General features: G+C 67.9%; 13 protein-coding genes. 6 read left to right on the forward strand and 7 right to left on the reverse strand.

Going from position 1 to position 15,583, the window contains the following annotated elements; all coding sequences use genetic code 11:
• Positions 1 to 94: 94 nt before the first annotated feature.
• Positions 95 to 880, reverse strand: coding sequence for a peroxide stress protein YaaA (gene yaaA / locus IPJ61_RS15220; protein ID WP_297109369.1), 786 nt, complete (start codon positions 878 to 880; stop codon positions 95 to 97).
• Positions 881 to 1,052: 172 nt separating this feature from the next.
• On the opposite strand from yaaA, the gene IPJ61_RS15225 reads away from it, so the two are divergent.
• Together IPJ61_RS15225 and IPJ61_RS15230 are read left to right on the forward strand one after the other, a co-directional pair.
• Complete coding sequence (locus IPJ61_RS15225; protein WP_297109372.1) at positions 1,053 to 1,595, forward strand: class I SAM-dependent methyltransferase; 543 nt, start codon at positions 1,053 to 1,055, stop codon at positions 1,593 to 1,595.
• A 422-nt stretch (positions 1,596 to 2,017) separates the two neighbouring features.
• Positions 2,018 to 2,161, forward strand: a complete 144-nt coding sequence (locus IPJ61_RS15230) for a hypothetical protein (protein ID WP_297109375.1) — start codon at positions 2,018 to 2,020, stop codon at positions 2,159 to 2,161.
• Between the two features lie 88 nt (positions 2,162 to 2,249).
• Here IPJ61_RS15230 and IPJ61_RS15235 read toward each other — a convergent pair whose 3' ends face one another.
• The 6 genes from IPJ61_RS15235 to pta all read right to left on the reverse strand — a co-directional run bounded on the left by IPJ61_RS15235 (position 2,250) and on the right by pta (position 10,490).
• Positions 2,250 to 3,686 carry an ATP-binding protein gene (locus IPJ61_RS15235; RefSeq protein WP_297109378.1) on the reverse strand — a complete coding sequence of 479 codons (1,437 nt, stop codon included), beginning with the start codon at positions 3,684 to 3,686 and terminating at the stop codon, positions 2,250 to 2,252.
• Positions 3,687 to 3,821: 135 nt separating this feature from the next.
• Entirely contained in the window at positions 3,822 to 5,528 is a 1,707-nt protein-coding gene (locus IPJ61_RS15240; protein WP_297109381.1) for an FAD-binding oxidoreductase, read from the reverse strand.
• Complete coding sequence (locus tag IPJ61_RS15245; RefSeq protein ID WP_297109384.1) at positions 5,525 to 6,319, reverse strand: lysophospholipid acyltransferase family protein; 795 nt, start codon at positions 6,317 to 6,319, stop codon at positions 5,525 to 5,527. The genes IPJ61_RS15240 and IPJ61_RS15245 overlap by 4 nt, the downstream gene beginning before the upstream one ends.
• Before the next feature lies 1 nt (position 6,320).
• Complete coding sequence (locus IPJ61_RS15250) at positions 6,321 to 7,097, reverse strand: SDR family NAD(P)-dependent oxidoreductase (RefSeq protein ID WP_297109387.1); 777 nt, start codon at positions 7,095 to 7,097, stop codon at positions 6,321 to 6,323.
• 127 nt (positions 7,098 to 7,224) lie between these two features.
• A complete protein-coding gene (locus IPJ61_RS15255; RefSeq protein WP_297109390.1) occupies positions 7,225 to 8,412 on the reverse strand; it encodes an acetate/propionate family kinase in 1,188 nt (395 codons plus the stop codon).
• Between the two features lie 20 nt (positions 8,413 to 8,432).
• A complete protein-coding gene (pta, locus tag IPJ61_RS15260) occupies positions 8,433 to 10,490 on the reverse strand; it encodes a phosphate acetyltransferase (protein ID WP_297109394.1) in 2,058 nt (685 codons plus the stop codon).
• A gap of 139 nt (positions 10,491 to 10,629) precedes the next feature.
• Between pta and IPJ61_RS15265 the strand changes: the two genes are divergently transcribed.
• From IPJ61_RS15265 to IPJ61_RS15280, 4 genes are all read left to right on the forward strand, one after another.
• Entirely contained in the window at positions 10,630 to 12,510 is a 1,881-nt protein-coding gene (locus IPJ61_RS15265; RefSeq protein WP_297109397.1) for a vWA domain-containing protein, read from the forward strand.
• A gap of 121 nt (positions 12,511 to 12,631) precedes the next feature.
• A complete protein-coding gene (locus IPJ61_RS15270; RefSeq protein ID WP_297109399.1) occupies positions 12,632 to 13,402 on the forward strand; it encodes a glycoside hydrolase family 3 N-terminal domain-containing protein in 771 nt (256 codons plus the stop codon).
• Complete coding sequence (locus tag IPJ61_RS15275) at positions 13,399 to 14,337, forward strand: hypothetical protein (RefSeq protein ID WP_297109402.1); 939 nt, start codon at positions 13,399 to 13,401, stop codon at positions 14,335 to 14,337. The genes IPJ61_RS15270 and IPJ61_RS15275 overlap by 4 nt, the downstream gene beginning before the upstream one ends.
• Before the next feature lie 156 nt (positions 14,338 to 14,493).
• On the forward strand, positions 14,494 to 15,561 hold the full coding sequence (locus IPJ61_RS15280) for an LLM class flavin-dependent oxidoreductase (protein ID WP_297109405.1): 1,068 nt from the start codon (positions 14,494 to 14,496) through the stop codon (positions 15,559 to 15,561).
• Positions 15,562 to 15,583 lie beyond the last annotated feature (22 nt).

Below are 15,583 nucleotides of genomic sequence, written 5' to 3' on the forward strand. Positions count from 1 at the left end.
GGCACGCGGTGCGGGCTCCGTTCCACCCTAGACGCTCGTGGCGACCGCACCGCCGGCCGCAGTCCCCCCAAGAGTGGGGGATTCGGACGGATTGTCAGGCGGCTGCCCTGGCGCGGACGAAGACGGGGCGGTCCTTCGTCGAGCGGGCCTCGTCGTAGCGGTAGCCGAGGCCGTCGAAGTCCGCGATCTTCCCCGGCGTGCGCACACGGTGGCGCACGAGCCAGGCCGCCATGGCGCCACGGGCACGCTTGGCGAAGAAGCTGACGACGCGGGGCACGCCCTTGGCGTCGACGTCCTCGAACCGGGGTGCGACGACACGGGCCCCGAGCCGATCCTGGTCGAGCACCGTCGAGTACTCGACGCTGGCCAGGTTCACCAGCACGTCGGTGCCGGGGGACGCGGCCAGATCCTCGGCGACGAGGTCGGTCACCTCCGTGCCCCACCAGTCGTAGAGCGACGATCCGCGCTCGGTCTCCAGGCGGGTGCCCATCTCCAGGCGGTACGGCTGGATCAGGTCGAGCGGGCGCAGCAGCCCGTACAGGCCAGACAGGATACGGACGGTCTTCTGCGCCTCGGTCAGGTCACGGGCGTCGAACGTGCGCGCCTCCATGCCCAGGTAGACGTCACCGTTGAACGCGAGGATCGCCTGGCGCGCGTTCTTAAGCGTGTGCTCAGGGTCGAACTGGGCGTACCTGGTCGCGTTGAGATGGGCCAGCTCGTCGGAGATGTGCATGAGGCGCGAGATGTCGGCGGGGGTCTTGGCCCGCATGACGTCGATCAGCTTCGCGGACTCGTCCATCAGCCGAGGCTCCGTGCGCTTCCTCGTGGTGAGCGGGGACTCGAAGTCCAGCGACTTCGCGGGCGACAAGACGGTGAGCATTCCCAGAGCCTACCGGCGCCCAGAGGGAGGGCTACTCGGCAGACATGGAGTTTTGACGCACGGTTGGCCTTCCTGTGCCCGATTGGGCACAGCGGGCCCGACTATGCGTCAAAACTCCATGGTCGTTGTCGTGAAGGCCTGGAAGGATGGCTGCAGCGAGAGAGGAGTCGCCATGGAGGCTGCGGACTTCTACACGGGACTGGTGGCGGAACTGTATGAGCCGCTGCGCGGGTCGGCGCCGGACCCGGCGGAGTACATCGCTCTCGTCCGGCGTTTCGGCGAGCCCGCCCTGGAGCTCGGCTGCGGCGGCGGGGACCCGTTGATCGTCCTGCGGCGCGCGGGCCTCGACGTCGAGGGCGTCGACTCGTCGCCCGACATCCTCAAGGTCTGCCGCGCAAAGGCGCACGCGGCCGGGGTCGACGTGACCCTGCACGCGCAGCGGATGGAGGACCTGAGCCTGGGGCGTTGGTTCCCGCTGATCTTCCTCGCAGGCCCCACAGTCAACCTGCTCACCGACGACGCGACCGTCCTGCGGGCGCTGAGCCGCATCGCGGAGCACCTCGCGCCCGGCGGGGTTGCGTGGATCCCGCTGTTCGTTCCCGAGCCGCTGGCCCCGGACGAGGTCGGCATGACGCGAGAGGCCGTTGATGAGCGTGGCGATCGGATCAGCGTCTCCTTCCTCTCGCAGGACCGCGACGAGGCGGCCCGCACGTAGCGCACGCTGCTGCGCTACGCCCGCACCCGCGACGGCGCCACCGAGACCCTCGACCGCGTCTGGGAGCTGCATTGGCACACCCGTGAGGGCTTCGCCTCGCTCTCCGAGCGCGCAGGCTTGCGGGTCCTTGAGGTCCTGGACGACGACGGCCGCCCCGCTGCCGACGCGGACACCGACCTCACGTTCGTCCTGACCGAGCATTAGGTAGGACGGAGGGCTTCTAACCATCAAAAGTCTACTGTTCTTTGTGATGGTCGTGCCAGACGAACGCTGGCCGGCGGCGCGACAGATCGGTGGCCGGTGGCCACGGAACAACACCCCGGAGATCGACCTCGTGGCGGCGGATGCGCGGCCGGCCAACGACGTCGCCTTCGTCGGAACGCTCAAGTGGCGAGAGAGCGCGCCCCATCACGACCAGGGAGGTGTCGGCGCTCGCCGCGGACACCGTCAAGGCCCCGGGCGTCGGCGTCGGCACTCCGCTCGTCGGAGTCTGCCCGGCGGGCGCGGACGACGAGCGGCTAGCTCAGGTCTGGACGGCCGACGACCTGCTCGCGGCCTGGGCCTGAGACGCTTGAGGCGGTCCGACCCGCGCGGGCGACCCAGCTTCACACTTGACTTCACACATAGCAAAACAAGTGTGAAGTAAGTGTGAGGTTATCTCATGCGACGGTACCGTTGGCGTGGGCTGCGCCCTGGTTCCATGGGCTCGACCTCGCCGTCCGTAATGAGGGCGTTGACGGCGTTCAGGACGGCAGAGCGGCTCAGTCCCGTCACCTTCATGAGTTCGGAGGTGCTCGCGGACTCGCGTTCGGAGAGCAGACTGTTGATCTGTTCTCGCGCTGTGCCGCGGTTCTCGGTCGCGGAGACGCGATGCCGCCGGAACACGACGGTGAAACTGGACAGCTCGTTTCGGATCTCGACAGGTGGCATCATCGCCTTGTTCAGCGCGTCGTGGATGACCGCGAATCCCGTTCCGCGGTTCTCGGCAACCATTCCGCCGCCCGGAAGCCGCACCGTCTCGAGGAGCGTTGCCAGGCGCTGGTTTCGGCTGGAGCTGAGGCCAGTGTGCCCGTGGAGGGAGCGTGTGGTCACCGTGCCGTAGAGCCCGCCGGGGCTCGTGATCTCCAAGCGGTCGACGAACATGTTGACCTGTACCTGGGTCCCGCGAGCCAGGGGGGAATAGTCCCTGTGCATCAGCGCATTCACCACCGCCTCGCGGACCGCGGGAAGCGGGTAGTCGGGCAGGTCGTGGCGGAACGGGCCGTCGATGAGCGCGCCCGTGTTCATGTTGCGCGCCACCAGCCCGATCGACTCTTCGATCAGATCGGGGATGGCGCCGGCCAGCGTCTGTGAGTGGAGCAGTCGCAACCCCTCCGCCACATCTCCGCGGCCCGTTCCCGGGAAGTGGGCGAAGGTCACCGTCAGACGCGGGAAGAACTCCTGCGGGTATTCACCGAGTGCGAGTACCGCGGCCAGGGTCGGCGAGTCGTCGATGGTCACGCGTAGACGCTCCAGCGCTCGCGAGTCTCCTTGGTTGAACGTTCGCGGATAGCGCTGCCGCTGCACCGCGAGGAACGTGCCGAGGGCAGCTGCATCAAGGTCGTCGAGACCCGCCTGCCCGACGGGCTCCTCGTCCCACACGGGCTGGGAGTGTTCCTCGATCAGTCGGTCGACCTCATACATCTCCAACGCTTGGTCGCCGTCGCCCATTCGGAGATAGCTTCCGCGGTAGCGGCCCTGCGTCTCGATGAAGCACGGCTTGTCGCGGGGGAGCAACTCGGGAATCCGAGCGACGAGGACAACGGCACCCTCGAACGGGACGAGAGACACCTCCGGTCGCACTGCCGGGATCAGCTGCTGGCAGCGCGACAGGAACTCGTCACGTGCAGCGTCGGCGTTGAATCCCGGCACGGGGGCAAACCCGGAGGTCTCGGCGAGGCCAACTACGATGAGCCCGCCGGCGGTGTTCGAGAAGGACGAGAGGGTGGGCAGGATCGCCTTGCCGATGCCGGACTTGACTTCAACCCGCTGCCCATCCGTCCCGATGACGCGCAGCTCGTCAACGAGCCGCGTCAGTTCGTCCTCGTCCATGTCGCTCCCAGCTTCACATCTGTTTCACACATAACATAACAGGTGTTAAGCTGTGTGTGAAGTAGATGTGAAGCGCCGCCACCTGGTAACCCTCAGAGAGTCCGCTCTTTCTTTGTGAGGGTATTCCTGAGGAGGTCAGGCGTCGGAGGAGTTCGACGAGATGCCGGGGGCGCCGTCGTGGATGATCTTGCCGGGGTTCAGGTTGTTGCCCGGGTCGACGCCCTCGAACAGCTTCTTTTGGATAAACACGCCCGCAGGGGAGATGTCCTGGTCCAGCCAGGGGCTGTGCTCCTCGCCGACGCCGTGGTGGTGTGAGACCGTCCCGTGGTTGTCCATGAACGACTGCTGGATCACGCGCTTGGCCGCGTCGTAGGTGTCCAGGTTGTGCTCGGAGTCGTCGGCGATCGCGAACGTGAAGTACTGGCACGCACCCGAGTGGTACGAGTGGCTCAGGTGGCAGAAGACGACGCCGCGCACGCCCAGCTCGTCGAGCTTCTTGTGGAAGGCTGCCACGGTCTTGCTGTGGATCTCCGCGGCGTACTTCCACGGCGTCGTCGTCTCGGACACGTCCGCGACGAGGCCGCGGTCGAGCATGAAGTCGCGCAGGTAGGGGGTGTCGTACTTCTTCTGGTCGTACAACGTGCCCGGGCCCTTGCCGACCGAGATGCCGCCGTTGGCCCGGACGATTTTGCCGACGAGCCCCTTCTCGTAGCGCACGTGGTTGGCGCTGCCCTCGAAGCCGATGAAGCTCATGGCGATCTGCTCCAGATCCCACTTCTTCTGCTCCATCAGCTTCTGGATGGCCTTGCTCGCCAGCGACCCGATACGGCCCGACTTCTTGCCGTTGGCCATGATGTACTGCGTTTCGACGGCGTCGGATACGCGCGCCATCATCACCGCGGCGTCGGAGGCGACGATCTGCTCACACGCCTTCAGGCCCGCCTCGTAGTTCTCGAAGAAGTACGCCTGGAGCTCGCGCACCTCCGGCAGGCGGTGCACATTCACCCACGCGGACGTGATCACGCCCAGCCGACCCTCGGACCCCAGAACCATCTCCCGCACCGAAGGACCGGACGAGGTCGACGGCAGCGGCCGCAACTCCAGTACCTGGCCGGGCATGACCATGGTGAGGCCGCGGCAGATGTCGGCGATGTCGCCGTACTTGTCGGACTGCATGCCCGAAGAGCGGGTGGCGATCCAGCCACCCAGCGTCGACCACACGAACGAGTCCGGGTGGTGGCCCATGGTCCAGCCGCGAGCCTGCAGCTGGTCCTCCATGTCCGGGCCGAACACGCCGGCCTGGATGTGCGCGAGACCGGACTGCTCGTCGATCTCCAGCACCTTGTTCAGGCGGCCCATGTTCATCGAGATCACCTGTCGGATCTCGCCGGGCTCCGCTTCGAGGGCGGCGACGATGTTCGAGCCGCCGCCGAACGGAATGAGCACGGCGTCGGCGGCCAGGACGACGTCCACGACGCGCTCGACCTCGCCCTGCGTGCCGGGGTAGAGGACGACGTCCGGCAGGCGGCCGAGGTCGCCGCGGCGGACGCGCACCAGGTCGCGGACGCCCTTGCCGAAGGCGTGCACCACGCGCGTCTCGTCGTCGGTCTGCACATACTTGGCGCCGAGGATCTCATCCAGCTGCGTGTGCAGTTCGTCGCTCAGCTGCGACGGCGGGATCTGCAGCGAGGAGAACGGCGGCACGGACTGCACCGGCTTGGTGATGTCGACGCCGACCAGCCGCTGCACGAACGGCGCGAACTTGGGCTTGTCCTCGTAGCGGTAGGCGTGGCCCTCTTCGCCCCATCCCCACCACTTCTGTTGCTTGACGCCCTCGATCATCGGTCCTCCTGCTTGTCTGCCTGCTCCTTGGCATCTTCAACCAGGGCGGCAATCTCGGTCTTCTTCGCCCGCTCAAGGGCATCGGTTCGTTCGTACTCGGCCAACGTCTTCTTGCCGTAGGCCCGCGCCGTCGTGTCGTGGAGCTGCAGCACCTGGCGGCGCATCCGCTCGTTGAACTCGTGCGCGATCTCGCCCGGGTACGGCGTCATCGGGCGCCCGAACACCACGTGCACCTCGGGCCGGCCCTTCGGCAGATGCTTCTGCTTCGACGGCCACGCCTCGTACGCTCCGACGATGCCGATGGGCAGCGCGGGCACGCCGCGGGAGATGCACATGGACGCGACGCCGGGGTTGAACGGACCCATCGCCCCGTGCCGGGACCGAGTGCCCTCGGGGAAGATGAGGATCGGCACGCCGTCGTCGAGGAGCCGCGAAGCCATGCCGCGCTTGCCCTTGCCGCCTTTGCCGCGGTCGATCGCGAACGCGTTCATGAAGAGGTTCATCGCGCTGGCCTGAAGCCAGTTGTTGTAGAAGTGGTCGCCGGCCGCGCCGGTGGCCACGTACTTGGAGAGGCGGCCAGGGAGCGAGCACAGGATGAGCGGCGCGTCGAGGTGCGACGAGTGATTCGAGAACACCGCGAAGGCGCCCTCCAGGCCGTCGAGGTTCGCGAGGCCATGCACGTGGATCTTGAGCAGGCGTTGCAGCGCCGGCTTCAGAAGGAGGAGCTGTGCGGTCTGCCGCGTCGTCGCTTGGAGCTTCGACGTGTAGCGGGTGTTCGACTCGTCGGCCAACTCAGTGCTTCTTCCGCGACGCGGTGAGCTTGCGGGAAACGAGGCGGGCCAGCCCACGCGGGCCGTGGTCGCCGATGAACATAGCGATCTTCCACTTCACGTCCGGGATGGACTCGATCTTGCCCTTCTCGGCGTCGGCGATGCAGGCGCGGACGAGCTTGTCGGCGTCGATCCAAACGAAGCCTGGCAGCTTGCTCGCGTTGATGCCCGCCCGGTCGTGGAACTCGGTGCGCACCCAGCCCGGCAGCAGGCCCGTAACGGTGACGCCGCTGCCGCGCAGTTCGAGCTGCAGCGCCGTCGAATATGTCCGCGCCCACGCCTTGACCGCTGAGTAGTTCCCCGTGTAGATCGCCGCCGACGTCGACGCCACGTTGACGATCCTGCCGCTGCCCTGCGCCCTCATCGCTCGTCCCGCCGCGCCACCGAGGATCAGGACCGCGAGACACATGACGTCGAACGCCTTGGCCTGGATGTCGATCTCGCTGCGGTCGAGGACCGTGGAGTGGAGGCCGAAGCCCGCGTTGTTGATCAGCCAGTCGATGGGCCGGGCCGAATCCTCGATGCGGTCGGCGACGCGCATGACGTCGTCGCGGACCGAAAGATCCGCGGAGATGGTCTCGACCTCGACGCCGTGCGTCTCCCGCAGCTCTGCCGCGATGCGCTCCAGGCGTTCAGCATCCCGAGCGACGAGAATCAGGTCCGTGCCGCGGCTGGCGAACTCGACCGCGAACGCGTGACCGATGCCGGACGTGCCGCCCGTGATCAAAGCTGAAGCCATGCCGTATAAGGTACGCCACCTTTAGGCCAGTCCGCTGACGGTGTCAGGGCGTGCCGTCGGCCAAAAGCGAACCCCACAACGGGACATGGTGCCCGTTGTGGGGTTGCGACAAACTGCGATGGGAAGGTCAGGCCGAGATGAGGGCGAGGATCTCCTGTGCCATCGCCAGCTCCTCATTCGTCGGGACGACCAGCGCGGCGACCGCGGAGTCCGGCGTCGAGATGGCGCGGGGCTCCTTCGAGCGGACGGCGTTCGCGTCGTCGTCGATGTCGATCCCCAGGTGGCGTAGGCGCTGGAGCACCGGACGGCGGACGTGCGAGGCGTTCTCGCCGACCCCAGCGGTGAAGACGATGGCGTCGAGGCCGCCGAGGATCGCGTAGTACGAGCCGATGTAGCTGACGAGGCGGTGAACGTAGATGTCGAGCGCGAGCTGCGTCCGCTCGTCGCCGGCCTCCGCCTGCGCCTCGACGTCGCGCATGTCGGTGTAGCCGCAGAGGCCCAGCATGCCGGAGCGCTTGTTCAGCATCGCGTCGACGTCGCTGATGTCCCAGCCACCCTCGCGGACGAGGAACGTGTGCAGGCCGGGGTCGACGTCGCCGGAACGCGTGCCCATGACGAGGCCCTGCAGCGGGGTGAGGCCCATCGACGTCTCGACCGCGACGCCGCCGTCCACCGCGGAGATGGAGGCACCGTTACCGAGGTGGCAGACGATCAGCTTGAGGTCCTCGATCGGGCGGCCGAGGAACTCGGCCGCCTTGCGGGACACATAGCGGTGCGACGTGCCGTGGAAGCCGTACTTGCGGATGCCGTACTTCTCGGTGACCTCGGTGTCGATGGCGTAGGTGTAGGCCTCCGCGGGCAGGGTCGCGAAGAACGCGGTGTCGAAGATGGCGACGTGCGGGACGTTCGGCAGCACCGCCTCGGCGGCGCGGATGCCGGCGGTCGCGGGCGGGTTGTGCAGCGGCGCGAGGCCGGAAAGCTCCACGAGCTTCGCGACCACGTCGTCGTTGATCAGCACCGACTCCACGAAGGTCGAGCCGCCGTGCACCACGCGGTGGCCGACGGCGACGACGTCGTCGAGGCTGGGGCCGTGATCCGCGAACATCTTCACGACAGCGGCGACGGCCTCGGTGTGGTCCGCGAACGGCCGCTCGTCGCGGAACTCCAGGTCGCCGACCTCATGGTCGATCGTAGACATGCCCTGCCCGATCCGCTGCACGATGCCCACGGCGCGCGGACCTGCCTCCGAGAGGTCGAGGAGCTGGTACTTGATCGACGACGACCCGCAGTTGAGCAGGAGGATCGGCTGGGACATGGTGCTTCCTTCCGCGAAGCTCAGTTGGCCTGTGCCTGGATGGCGGTGATGGTGACGGTGGAGATGATGTCATCGACCAGCGCGCCGCGCGACAGGTCGTTGACCGGCTTGCGCAGGCCCTGCAGCATCGGGCCGATGGCGACGGCGCCGGAGGTGCGCTGGACCGCCTTGTAGGTGTTGTTGCCCGTGTTGAGGTCCGGGAAGATGAATACCGTCGCGCGGCCCGCGACCTCAGAGCCCGGCATCTTCTGGCGCGCGACGACCTCGTCGACCGCGGCGTCGAACTGGATGGGGCCTTCCACCTTGAGGTCCGGCTCGCGCTCGCGGACAAGCTCGGTCGCCTCGCGGACCTTGTCGACGTCGGCACCGAATCCCGAGGTCCCCGTCGAGTACGACAGCATCGCGACGCGCGGCTCGATCCCGAACGACTCGGCGGTGCGCGCGGAGCTGATCGCGATGTCGGCGAGCTGGTCTGCCGTCGGGTCCGGGTTGACCGCGCAGTCGGCATAGACCAGGACGCGGTTGCTCATGCACATCAGGAACGAGCCGGAGACCACCTTGACGCCCGGCTTGGTCTTGATGAACTCGAGGGAGGGGCGAATGGTGTTGGCGGTGGTGTTGATGGCGCCGGAGACCATGCCGTCGGCGAGGTCGAGGTGGACCATCATGGTGCCGAAGTAGGAGAGGTCCTTCAGCTTCTCGCGGGCCTGCTCGATGGTGACGCCCTTGTGAGCGCGCAGCCGGGCGTACTCCTCGGAGAACTGGGTGAGCAGCTTCGGGTCCTCCGGGTTTACGACCTTCGCGGCGCTGAGGTTCAGGCCCAGCTCGGTGGCGCGGGCACTGATCCGCACGGCGTCGCCCAGCAGGATGACGTCGGCGAAGGAACGCTGCAGCACGGCGGCGGCCGCCTCGAGCACGCGGTCGTCGGTGGACTCCGGAAGCACGATCCGCTGTCGGTTAGAGCGGGCCTGCTGCTGGATCTGGTACTCGAACATGGTCGGCGTGCGGATCTCGGTACGCGGAAGGTCGATCGCGGCCAGCAGGGACTGCTCGTCGACGTACTCGGAGAACATCGCCCGCGAGACCTCGATCTTGCGCTTCGATCCCGTCGACGTGCCGCGCACGTCCTGGAGAGCGACCGCCGTCGGGTACGTGTCGGCCTTTGTGATGGCGATCGGTAGGTCGATGACGGACTCGGCGAACAGCTTCGAGACCGACTCCGGGATGTCGAAGCCGCCGGTCAGCAATAGCGCCGCCAAGGGGCCGTACTCGGGCGACGCGTGCGCCATGACGAGGCCGGGGAGGAGGTCGAGGCGGTCAGCGGGCATGACGACAGTGGCCTCACGCTTCAGGCGCGTGAGCAGGTTCGGCAAGGTCATGCCCGCGACGATGGTCGCGAGGGACTCGTGCTCGAGGAACTCCGGCTGGCCCAGCCACTGGACCGCCCCCGCGGCCTCGAACTGCGTGCCGACCGACGGCGCGTTCAGGATGGCGTTGTCCGGCCACACAGACACGACGGCGTCGCGCACCGTCTTGAGCGCGACGGCGATCTCATCACGGTCGCCGGGCTCTGCGTGTGTGGCGACGATGCCGATGACCGAGTTGTGGTTCGCCTCGAGCGTGTCGATGGCGGCCTCCGCAAGGCGGCGCACCTGGTCGACGGTGCGGCCGTCGGCGCGGCACGCGAAGATCAGCGGCGCGTTCAGGTTGGAGGCGATGCTCGCGTTGCGCGCCAGCTCGGTCGAGGAGTCCACGTCCTCGTAGTCGGAGCCGAGGACGACCACGGCGTCGCGGGTCTCCACGAGGGCGCTGTACTTGGCGACGATGGTGTCGAGGGCGCGCGCGGGATCGTCGGCCCAGTCGGTGTAGGACACGCCGACGGCGGACGCGAAGGACTGCGAGACGCCCTTGTGGGACAGCAGGGCGTCCGTCACGGCGTCGGACTCGACCGACTGCACGAGCGGCCGGAACACGCCGACGGAGCGGACCTGGCGGGCGAACAGGTCGACAACACCGAGGGCGATCGAAGACTTACCGACTTGCCGCTCCGACGAGGCAATGTAAACACTCTTTGTCACGGGGGTCACTGTACCGTGATTCGGTCGAGCGCTCGGCCCGTCCCGAACGGCCCACGCCCCGCATGTTTGCATATGCGAACACCCCGTCTTAGTTTGCATCCGTAAATAGCTGTCCCCCTTTGCTCCGAGGAGAGACCAGATGTCACAACAGCACATGCCTCCCGCGCGACTCACCGCATCGGTCGTCGTGGCGATGCTGTTCGTCGCAGGCGCGTCGGCCGTCGCCTCCGCGGAACCAAGTGCGCCGCCGTCGACCGTGCCGACCGTTATCATCCTCGACGCCTCCGGCTCCATGCGCGACGACGATGCTCCCGGTCCGCGGATCGACGCGGCCAAGCGCGCCATCCGCTCCCTTGTGGACAACCTGCCCGACAGCGCGGAGGTGGGGCTCGTCGTCTACGGCACCGGCACGGGCAGCGGCAAGGCCGAGAAGGTGGCGGGCTGCACCGACGTGAAGACCCTCGTCCCCGTAGGACCGATCGATGACCGCGCGTTCCTCGGCACCGTCGACGGGATCGCCGCCTCCGGCTACACCCCGATCGGCGCGGCGCTGCGGCACGCGGCAGACGAGCTGCCGAGCGAGGGACCTCGCTCCATCGTGCTGGTCAGCGACGGGCAGGACACCTGTGCGCCTCCGCCGCCATGCGAGGTGGCCGAGGACCTCGCGAAGCAGGGCGTCGACCTCACGGTGCACACGGTCGGCTTCAAAGTCGGCCCCGCCGCGCGCGCGGACCTCACCTGCATCGCCGATGCCACTGGCGGCACCTACTCCGACGCGGACTCCGCCGACGCGCTGACCACGTCGCTGCGGGCCCAGGTGGAGCACGCGATCGCGCCCTACGAGGCCGAGGGGACGCCGGTGGCCGGCACGCCCTCGGTCGTCGTCGAGACCCCGCTGCTCGAGCCCGGCCAGTACGTCGACACGTTCGCCACGGGCGGCAAGGGCAACATCGGGAAGGGCACGGAGAAGTACTACGCGGTCGAGATCCCCGAGAGATGGACGGCGCACGCGGCCGTCACGATGCTGATGCCGCCCGGCACCAAGGAGGATGGTGGCGCCGCGCTGAACGTCCACATCGCGTTCTCCGACGAGCAGGGCCGCCGATGTGGACCGACCGGATACGCGCACATGAACACCACCATGGCAATCGGCGCGCCGGCGACCGCCGTCGCGAACAGCGCGACGTGCCCGGAGGCGCCGACGCACCTGTGGATCCACCGGTTCGGGGGCCGGTTCCAGCGCACCCCCGCCACGGCGGAGATCCTATTGCGCCTCGAGCCGCCGGCCGACGCCACGGGCCTTCCCGCGCCGGAGATCGGCAAGCCGGCGAAGGCACCGCTCCACTCGTCGACCACGGTCCCGATCGAAGGTGGCCTCTCCTTCAACCGGGCGGTCGAGCTGGTGCCTGGCACGACCTACGAGAGCGCCGTCGTGTCCGGCGAGTTCCGCTTCTACAAGGTGCCGGTGACGTGGGGCCAGCACCTCTCCTACCGTCTCGATCTGGCCGACCGCGACAACACCACCTCGAAGGAATGGACCTACATCCGCGGCAACTGGTACGACCCCGTCCGCACGGACCTCGCCGAGCTCAGCGCCTACACGATGGACACCGGCCACCGGGACGGCAGCGCCGGGTCCTTCGCCGCGGGCAGCACGGAGCCGGTGCGGTACGGCTCCGAGAAGTATGGTCTCGACGGGTTCTACTACTTCGTCCTCGGCCCCAACGACCCCGACGACGACGCCCCGTTCCAGTACCCCTTCACTTTCACCGTGGACACGCCCGGCGACGTCGAGGAGGGCCCGGTCTACGATCTGTCCGCCGTGAAGCCGACGCCGAACGCGGACCCGACCCCCAGCCCGTCGCAGGGCGCCACGCCTGCGAAAGGCGAAGCCTCCCCGGTCGGGGACGTCAGCGGCGGCGGTGTCCCCGCCGTCGTGTTCTGGGCGCTGGGCGGAGGCGTGGTGCTCGCCGTCGGAGGTATCGCGGCGGCCGTGTGGGCCCACCGCCGCCGACGCTAGTCGCCCCTCGCTCATGCCGCTCGACGCCCCGTCCTGATCCGCACCCTTCGACGTGACAGACCACTCGACGAGTTGGTCGGCTCGCCCACGCGGGTCCAGGAACACCTGGAAGGATGTTGGCATGACCGATCTGTACCGAGACCCCAGCCTTCCCATCGCCGACCGTGTCGAGGACCTGCTCGGCCGCATGACGCCCGAGGAGAAGGCAGGTCAGCTAACCCAGTTGTTCTTCTTCGCGGGCCAGGAGGTATCCGACGACCTCGACATCTCCGCGCTGCCGACTGGGCAGCAGGCCTTCGCGGAGTCGAGCCGCGTGGTGTCAGGGCGCGTGAATGCCGGCACCGTCGGCTCCGTGCTGTTCGTCCGGGACCCGGTGCTGGCCAACGCCCTGCAGCGGCGCGCGGTCGAGGACACAAGGCTGGGTGTACCGCTGATCTTCGGCTTCTACGTCATCCACGGCCTCCGCACGATCTTCCCGGCGCCGATCGCGACGGCGGCCTCCTGGGACCCGGAGTCGGCCGCGGCGGGCCAGGCGGTCGCGGCGCGGGAGGCCCGCGCCGTCGGCATCCATTGGGCGTTCGCGCCCATGATCGACATCGCGCGCGATCCCCGCTGGGGTCGCATCGTCGAGGGCGCAGGCGAGGATCCGGTGCTGGCCGCCGCCATGGGTGCCGCGCAGGTGCGGGGCTTCCAGGGCGACCTCGGCCCGGAGAGCGTCCTCTCCGGCCCCAAGCACTTCGCCGGCTACGGGGCGGCTCGCGGCGGGCGCGACTACGACGACGCCGACTGCAGGAGAAGGATGATCTCAAGGGCGCCCAGCGTCTCTACGGCGGGAAGTACAAGCTGCGTAAGAGCCCGTTCTGTGTCAAGAACACGGCGCCGGGCAAGGTGAAGACGCTCAAGGCGTCGGTCAAGCAGGGAACGATAAGCCTCGCCTGGAAGAAGGCGTCCAAGGCCACTGAGTATAGGGTCGTCCAGGGGAAGCGAGGGGGGACTTGTCCGAGCAAGCCCCCGCTCAACAACGGATCCCAAAACTGGCACGTCTTGAAGAGCAACAAGGCCAAGTTCACGGATGAGTACCTGAAGCCCGGGAAGTACTGTTTCGCGGTGTATTCCGTGAACAAGGACGGCTACGTGAACGTGAAGTTGAAGGCGACGGTTACGGCGGACCTAAATTTGCCGACCTTGAAGGTGCCAGAGGTCACCGATGTGACGATCAAGGATGCCAGCAGCGAGTGGGATCGGGCGTGGGTCTTGCGGGCCAAGGTCCGGGCGTCCGCTCTTGACGGCGCCGCGGGCGACGTGACGGTTAGGGTCTGTGGAAAGAAGGACGAACTCGCTTGGGTGACCGGGTCCGGAGGGGTGAAGGACGTAGCCTGGCTGTTCAGCTACGACGGATTCGCTCCAGGGCAATCGGTGTGCCTGGAGTTCTGGAATGCGGGCTACTGGGGAAATGCGAAGCTGAAGTCCGAGACGGTCAAGGTCACCGTGAAGCTGCCCGCGGCGCCGACCCTGAGCGCCCCGGATATCACGGATCTCGCTGTCAAGGATCTGGGATACGACGGAGTGAGCGACTGGGGTATTCAGGCGAAGGTGCGCGCCACCGCGATCAACGGCAGCGCCGCTTACGTGCAGGTCGGACTCTGCGGCGAGGACTACCAGACACAGGCGTACGGCGACGGCAGCCTCCAAGAGGTCCTTCGTCTCTACTCCTACTACGGCTTTGTCAAGGGCCAGAGCGTGTGTCTGGAGTTCAAGAGCGAAAGCTATTGGGGCGGCGAGGCGCTGCGGTCGAAGCCCGTGCAGAAGACCGTGACCCTGCCGTAGTACGGGCTGCCCGGCAGGCTCACAAGGTCCAGCTTGAACCGATGAGCGAGGCGGAGCGTGCGCGGATCGCTCCACTGCGCGGGACGGCGGTCGCCTGAAGGTGGCGTAAAAAGCGGGCTGACATTTCCGTTTCGGCCGCGGGCTAGGGTCGATGGCATGAAGTTGTCCGTGCTTGACCTGATCGATCTTCGCGTGGGGCAGACGGTGGGGGAGTCGCTGCGCGCGAGCCGGGAGCTCGTGCACGCCGCGGACCGGCTCGGGTTCACCCGGTACTGGGTGGCCGAGCACCACAACGCGGAGGCCGTCGTATCGACGACGCCCGCCGTCGAACTGATGTATCTCGGCGAGTCGACGACTCGGATCCGGCTGGGGTCGGGCGGCGTCATGCTGCCGAACCACGCGCCGTTGGCGGTCGCCGAGCAGTTCGCGCTGCTCAGCGCGGTCTACGGGGACCGGATCGACCTCGGCATCGGCCGCGCGCCGGGTACCGACCCGGTCACCTCCGCCGCGATCCGCGGGCATCTCGACGGCGGGCACTGGGTATCGGCGGACGGCCGCCCCACGGATCCGGTGCACGAGTTTCCGCGCAACATCGCCGACATCCTCGCACTGCTCGCGCCCGGTGGTGCGGAGATCCCGCTGCGCGGTCGTGACCCTTACCACCTCCGGGCCACCCCGGAGCTGCTGCATCCGCCGCAGGTCTGGCTGCTCGGGTCCAGCGACTACTCCGCGCAGCTGGCCGCGGCCATGGGGCTGCCCTACGTGTTCGCGCACCACTTCTCGGGCCGCGGCACGCAGCGTGCCCTCGACCTCTACCGAGGCGACTTCCAGCCAGGCCCGCGCGGCACCGCCCCGCGCACATTTCTGTCGATGAACGTCGCCGTCGCCGACACCGCGGACGAGGCGTGGGACCTCGTCGAGCCGTACATCCACGCGATGGGCAGCTTCCTCTCCGGCCGCGGGATGGCGCGGCAACGCCTGGTCGGCAACGACGTGAAGGCAGTCCTGACCGCCGAGCTGCGCCAGGTGATGGCCGAGGCCGTCTCCTCCTGGGCCGTCGGCGACAAGGACCAGGTCGCCGCGCAACTGCGCGACACCGCGGCGGAGTTCGACGTCGACGAGATCATGGTCCACCCCGTCTGCGGCGCCCGCCCCGACGACCCGGCCGACGGCTGGCCCGCGCGCCTGCGTGCCTTCGAGCTCCTGGCGGACGCGCTGCTGTGATGCCGTCGAGTCGAGGCGTTAT

Origin of the sequence: Tessaracoccus sp. (genome assembly GCF_016714275.1) — a bacterium.
GTDB lineage: Bacteria > Actinomycetota > Actinomycetes > Propionibacteriales > Propionibacteriaceae > Arachnia.

What these genes read in the sequence shown, in the direction of transcription:
- IPJ61_RS15225 (WP_297109372.1), top strand. Translation starts at nt 1,053, where the DNA reads ATGGAGGCTGCGGACTTCTACACGGGACTGGTGGCGGAACTGTATGAG.
- IPJ61_RS15270 (WP_297109399.1), top strand. Translation starts at nt 12,632, where the DNA reads ATGACCGATCTGTACCGAGACCCCAGCCTTCCCATCGCCGACCGTGTC.
- IPJ61_RS15235 (WP_297109378.1), bottom strand. Translation starts at nt 3,686, where the DNA reads ATGGACGAGGACGAACTGACGCGGCTCGTTGACGAGCTGCGCGTCATC.
- IPJ61_RS15280 (WP_297109405.1), top strand. Translation starts at nt 14,494, where the DNA reads ATGAAGTTGTCCGTGCTTGACCTGATCGATCTTCGCGTGGGGCAGACG.
- yaaA (WP_297109369.1), bottom strand. Translation starts at nt 880, where the DNA reads ATGCTCACCGTCTTGTCGCCCGCGAAGTCGCTGGACTTCGAGTCCCCG.
- IPJ61_RS15250 (WP_297109387.1), bottom strand. Translation starts at nt 7,097, where the DNA reads ATGGCTTCAGCTTTGATCACGGGCGGCACGTCCGGCATCGGTCACGCG.
- IPJ61_RS15265 (WP_297109397.1), top strand. Translation starts at nt 10,630, where the DNA reads ATGTCACAACAGCACATGCCTCCCGCGCGACTCACCGCATCGGTCGTC.
- IPJ61_RS15240 (WP_297109381.1), bottom strand. Translation starts at nt 5,528, where the DNA reads ATGATCGAGGGCGTCAAGCAACAGAAGTGGTGGGGATGGGGCGAAGAG.
- IPJ61_RS15255 (WP_297109390.1), bottom strand. Translation starts at nt 8,412, where the DNA reads ATGTCCCAGCCGATCCTCCTGCTCAACTGCGGGTCGTCGTCGATCAAG.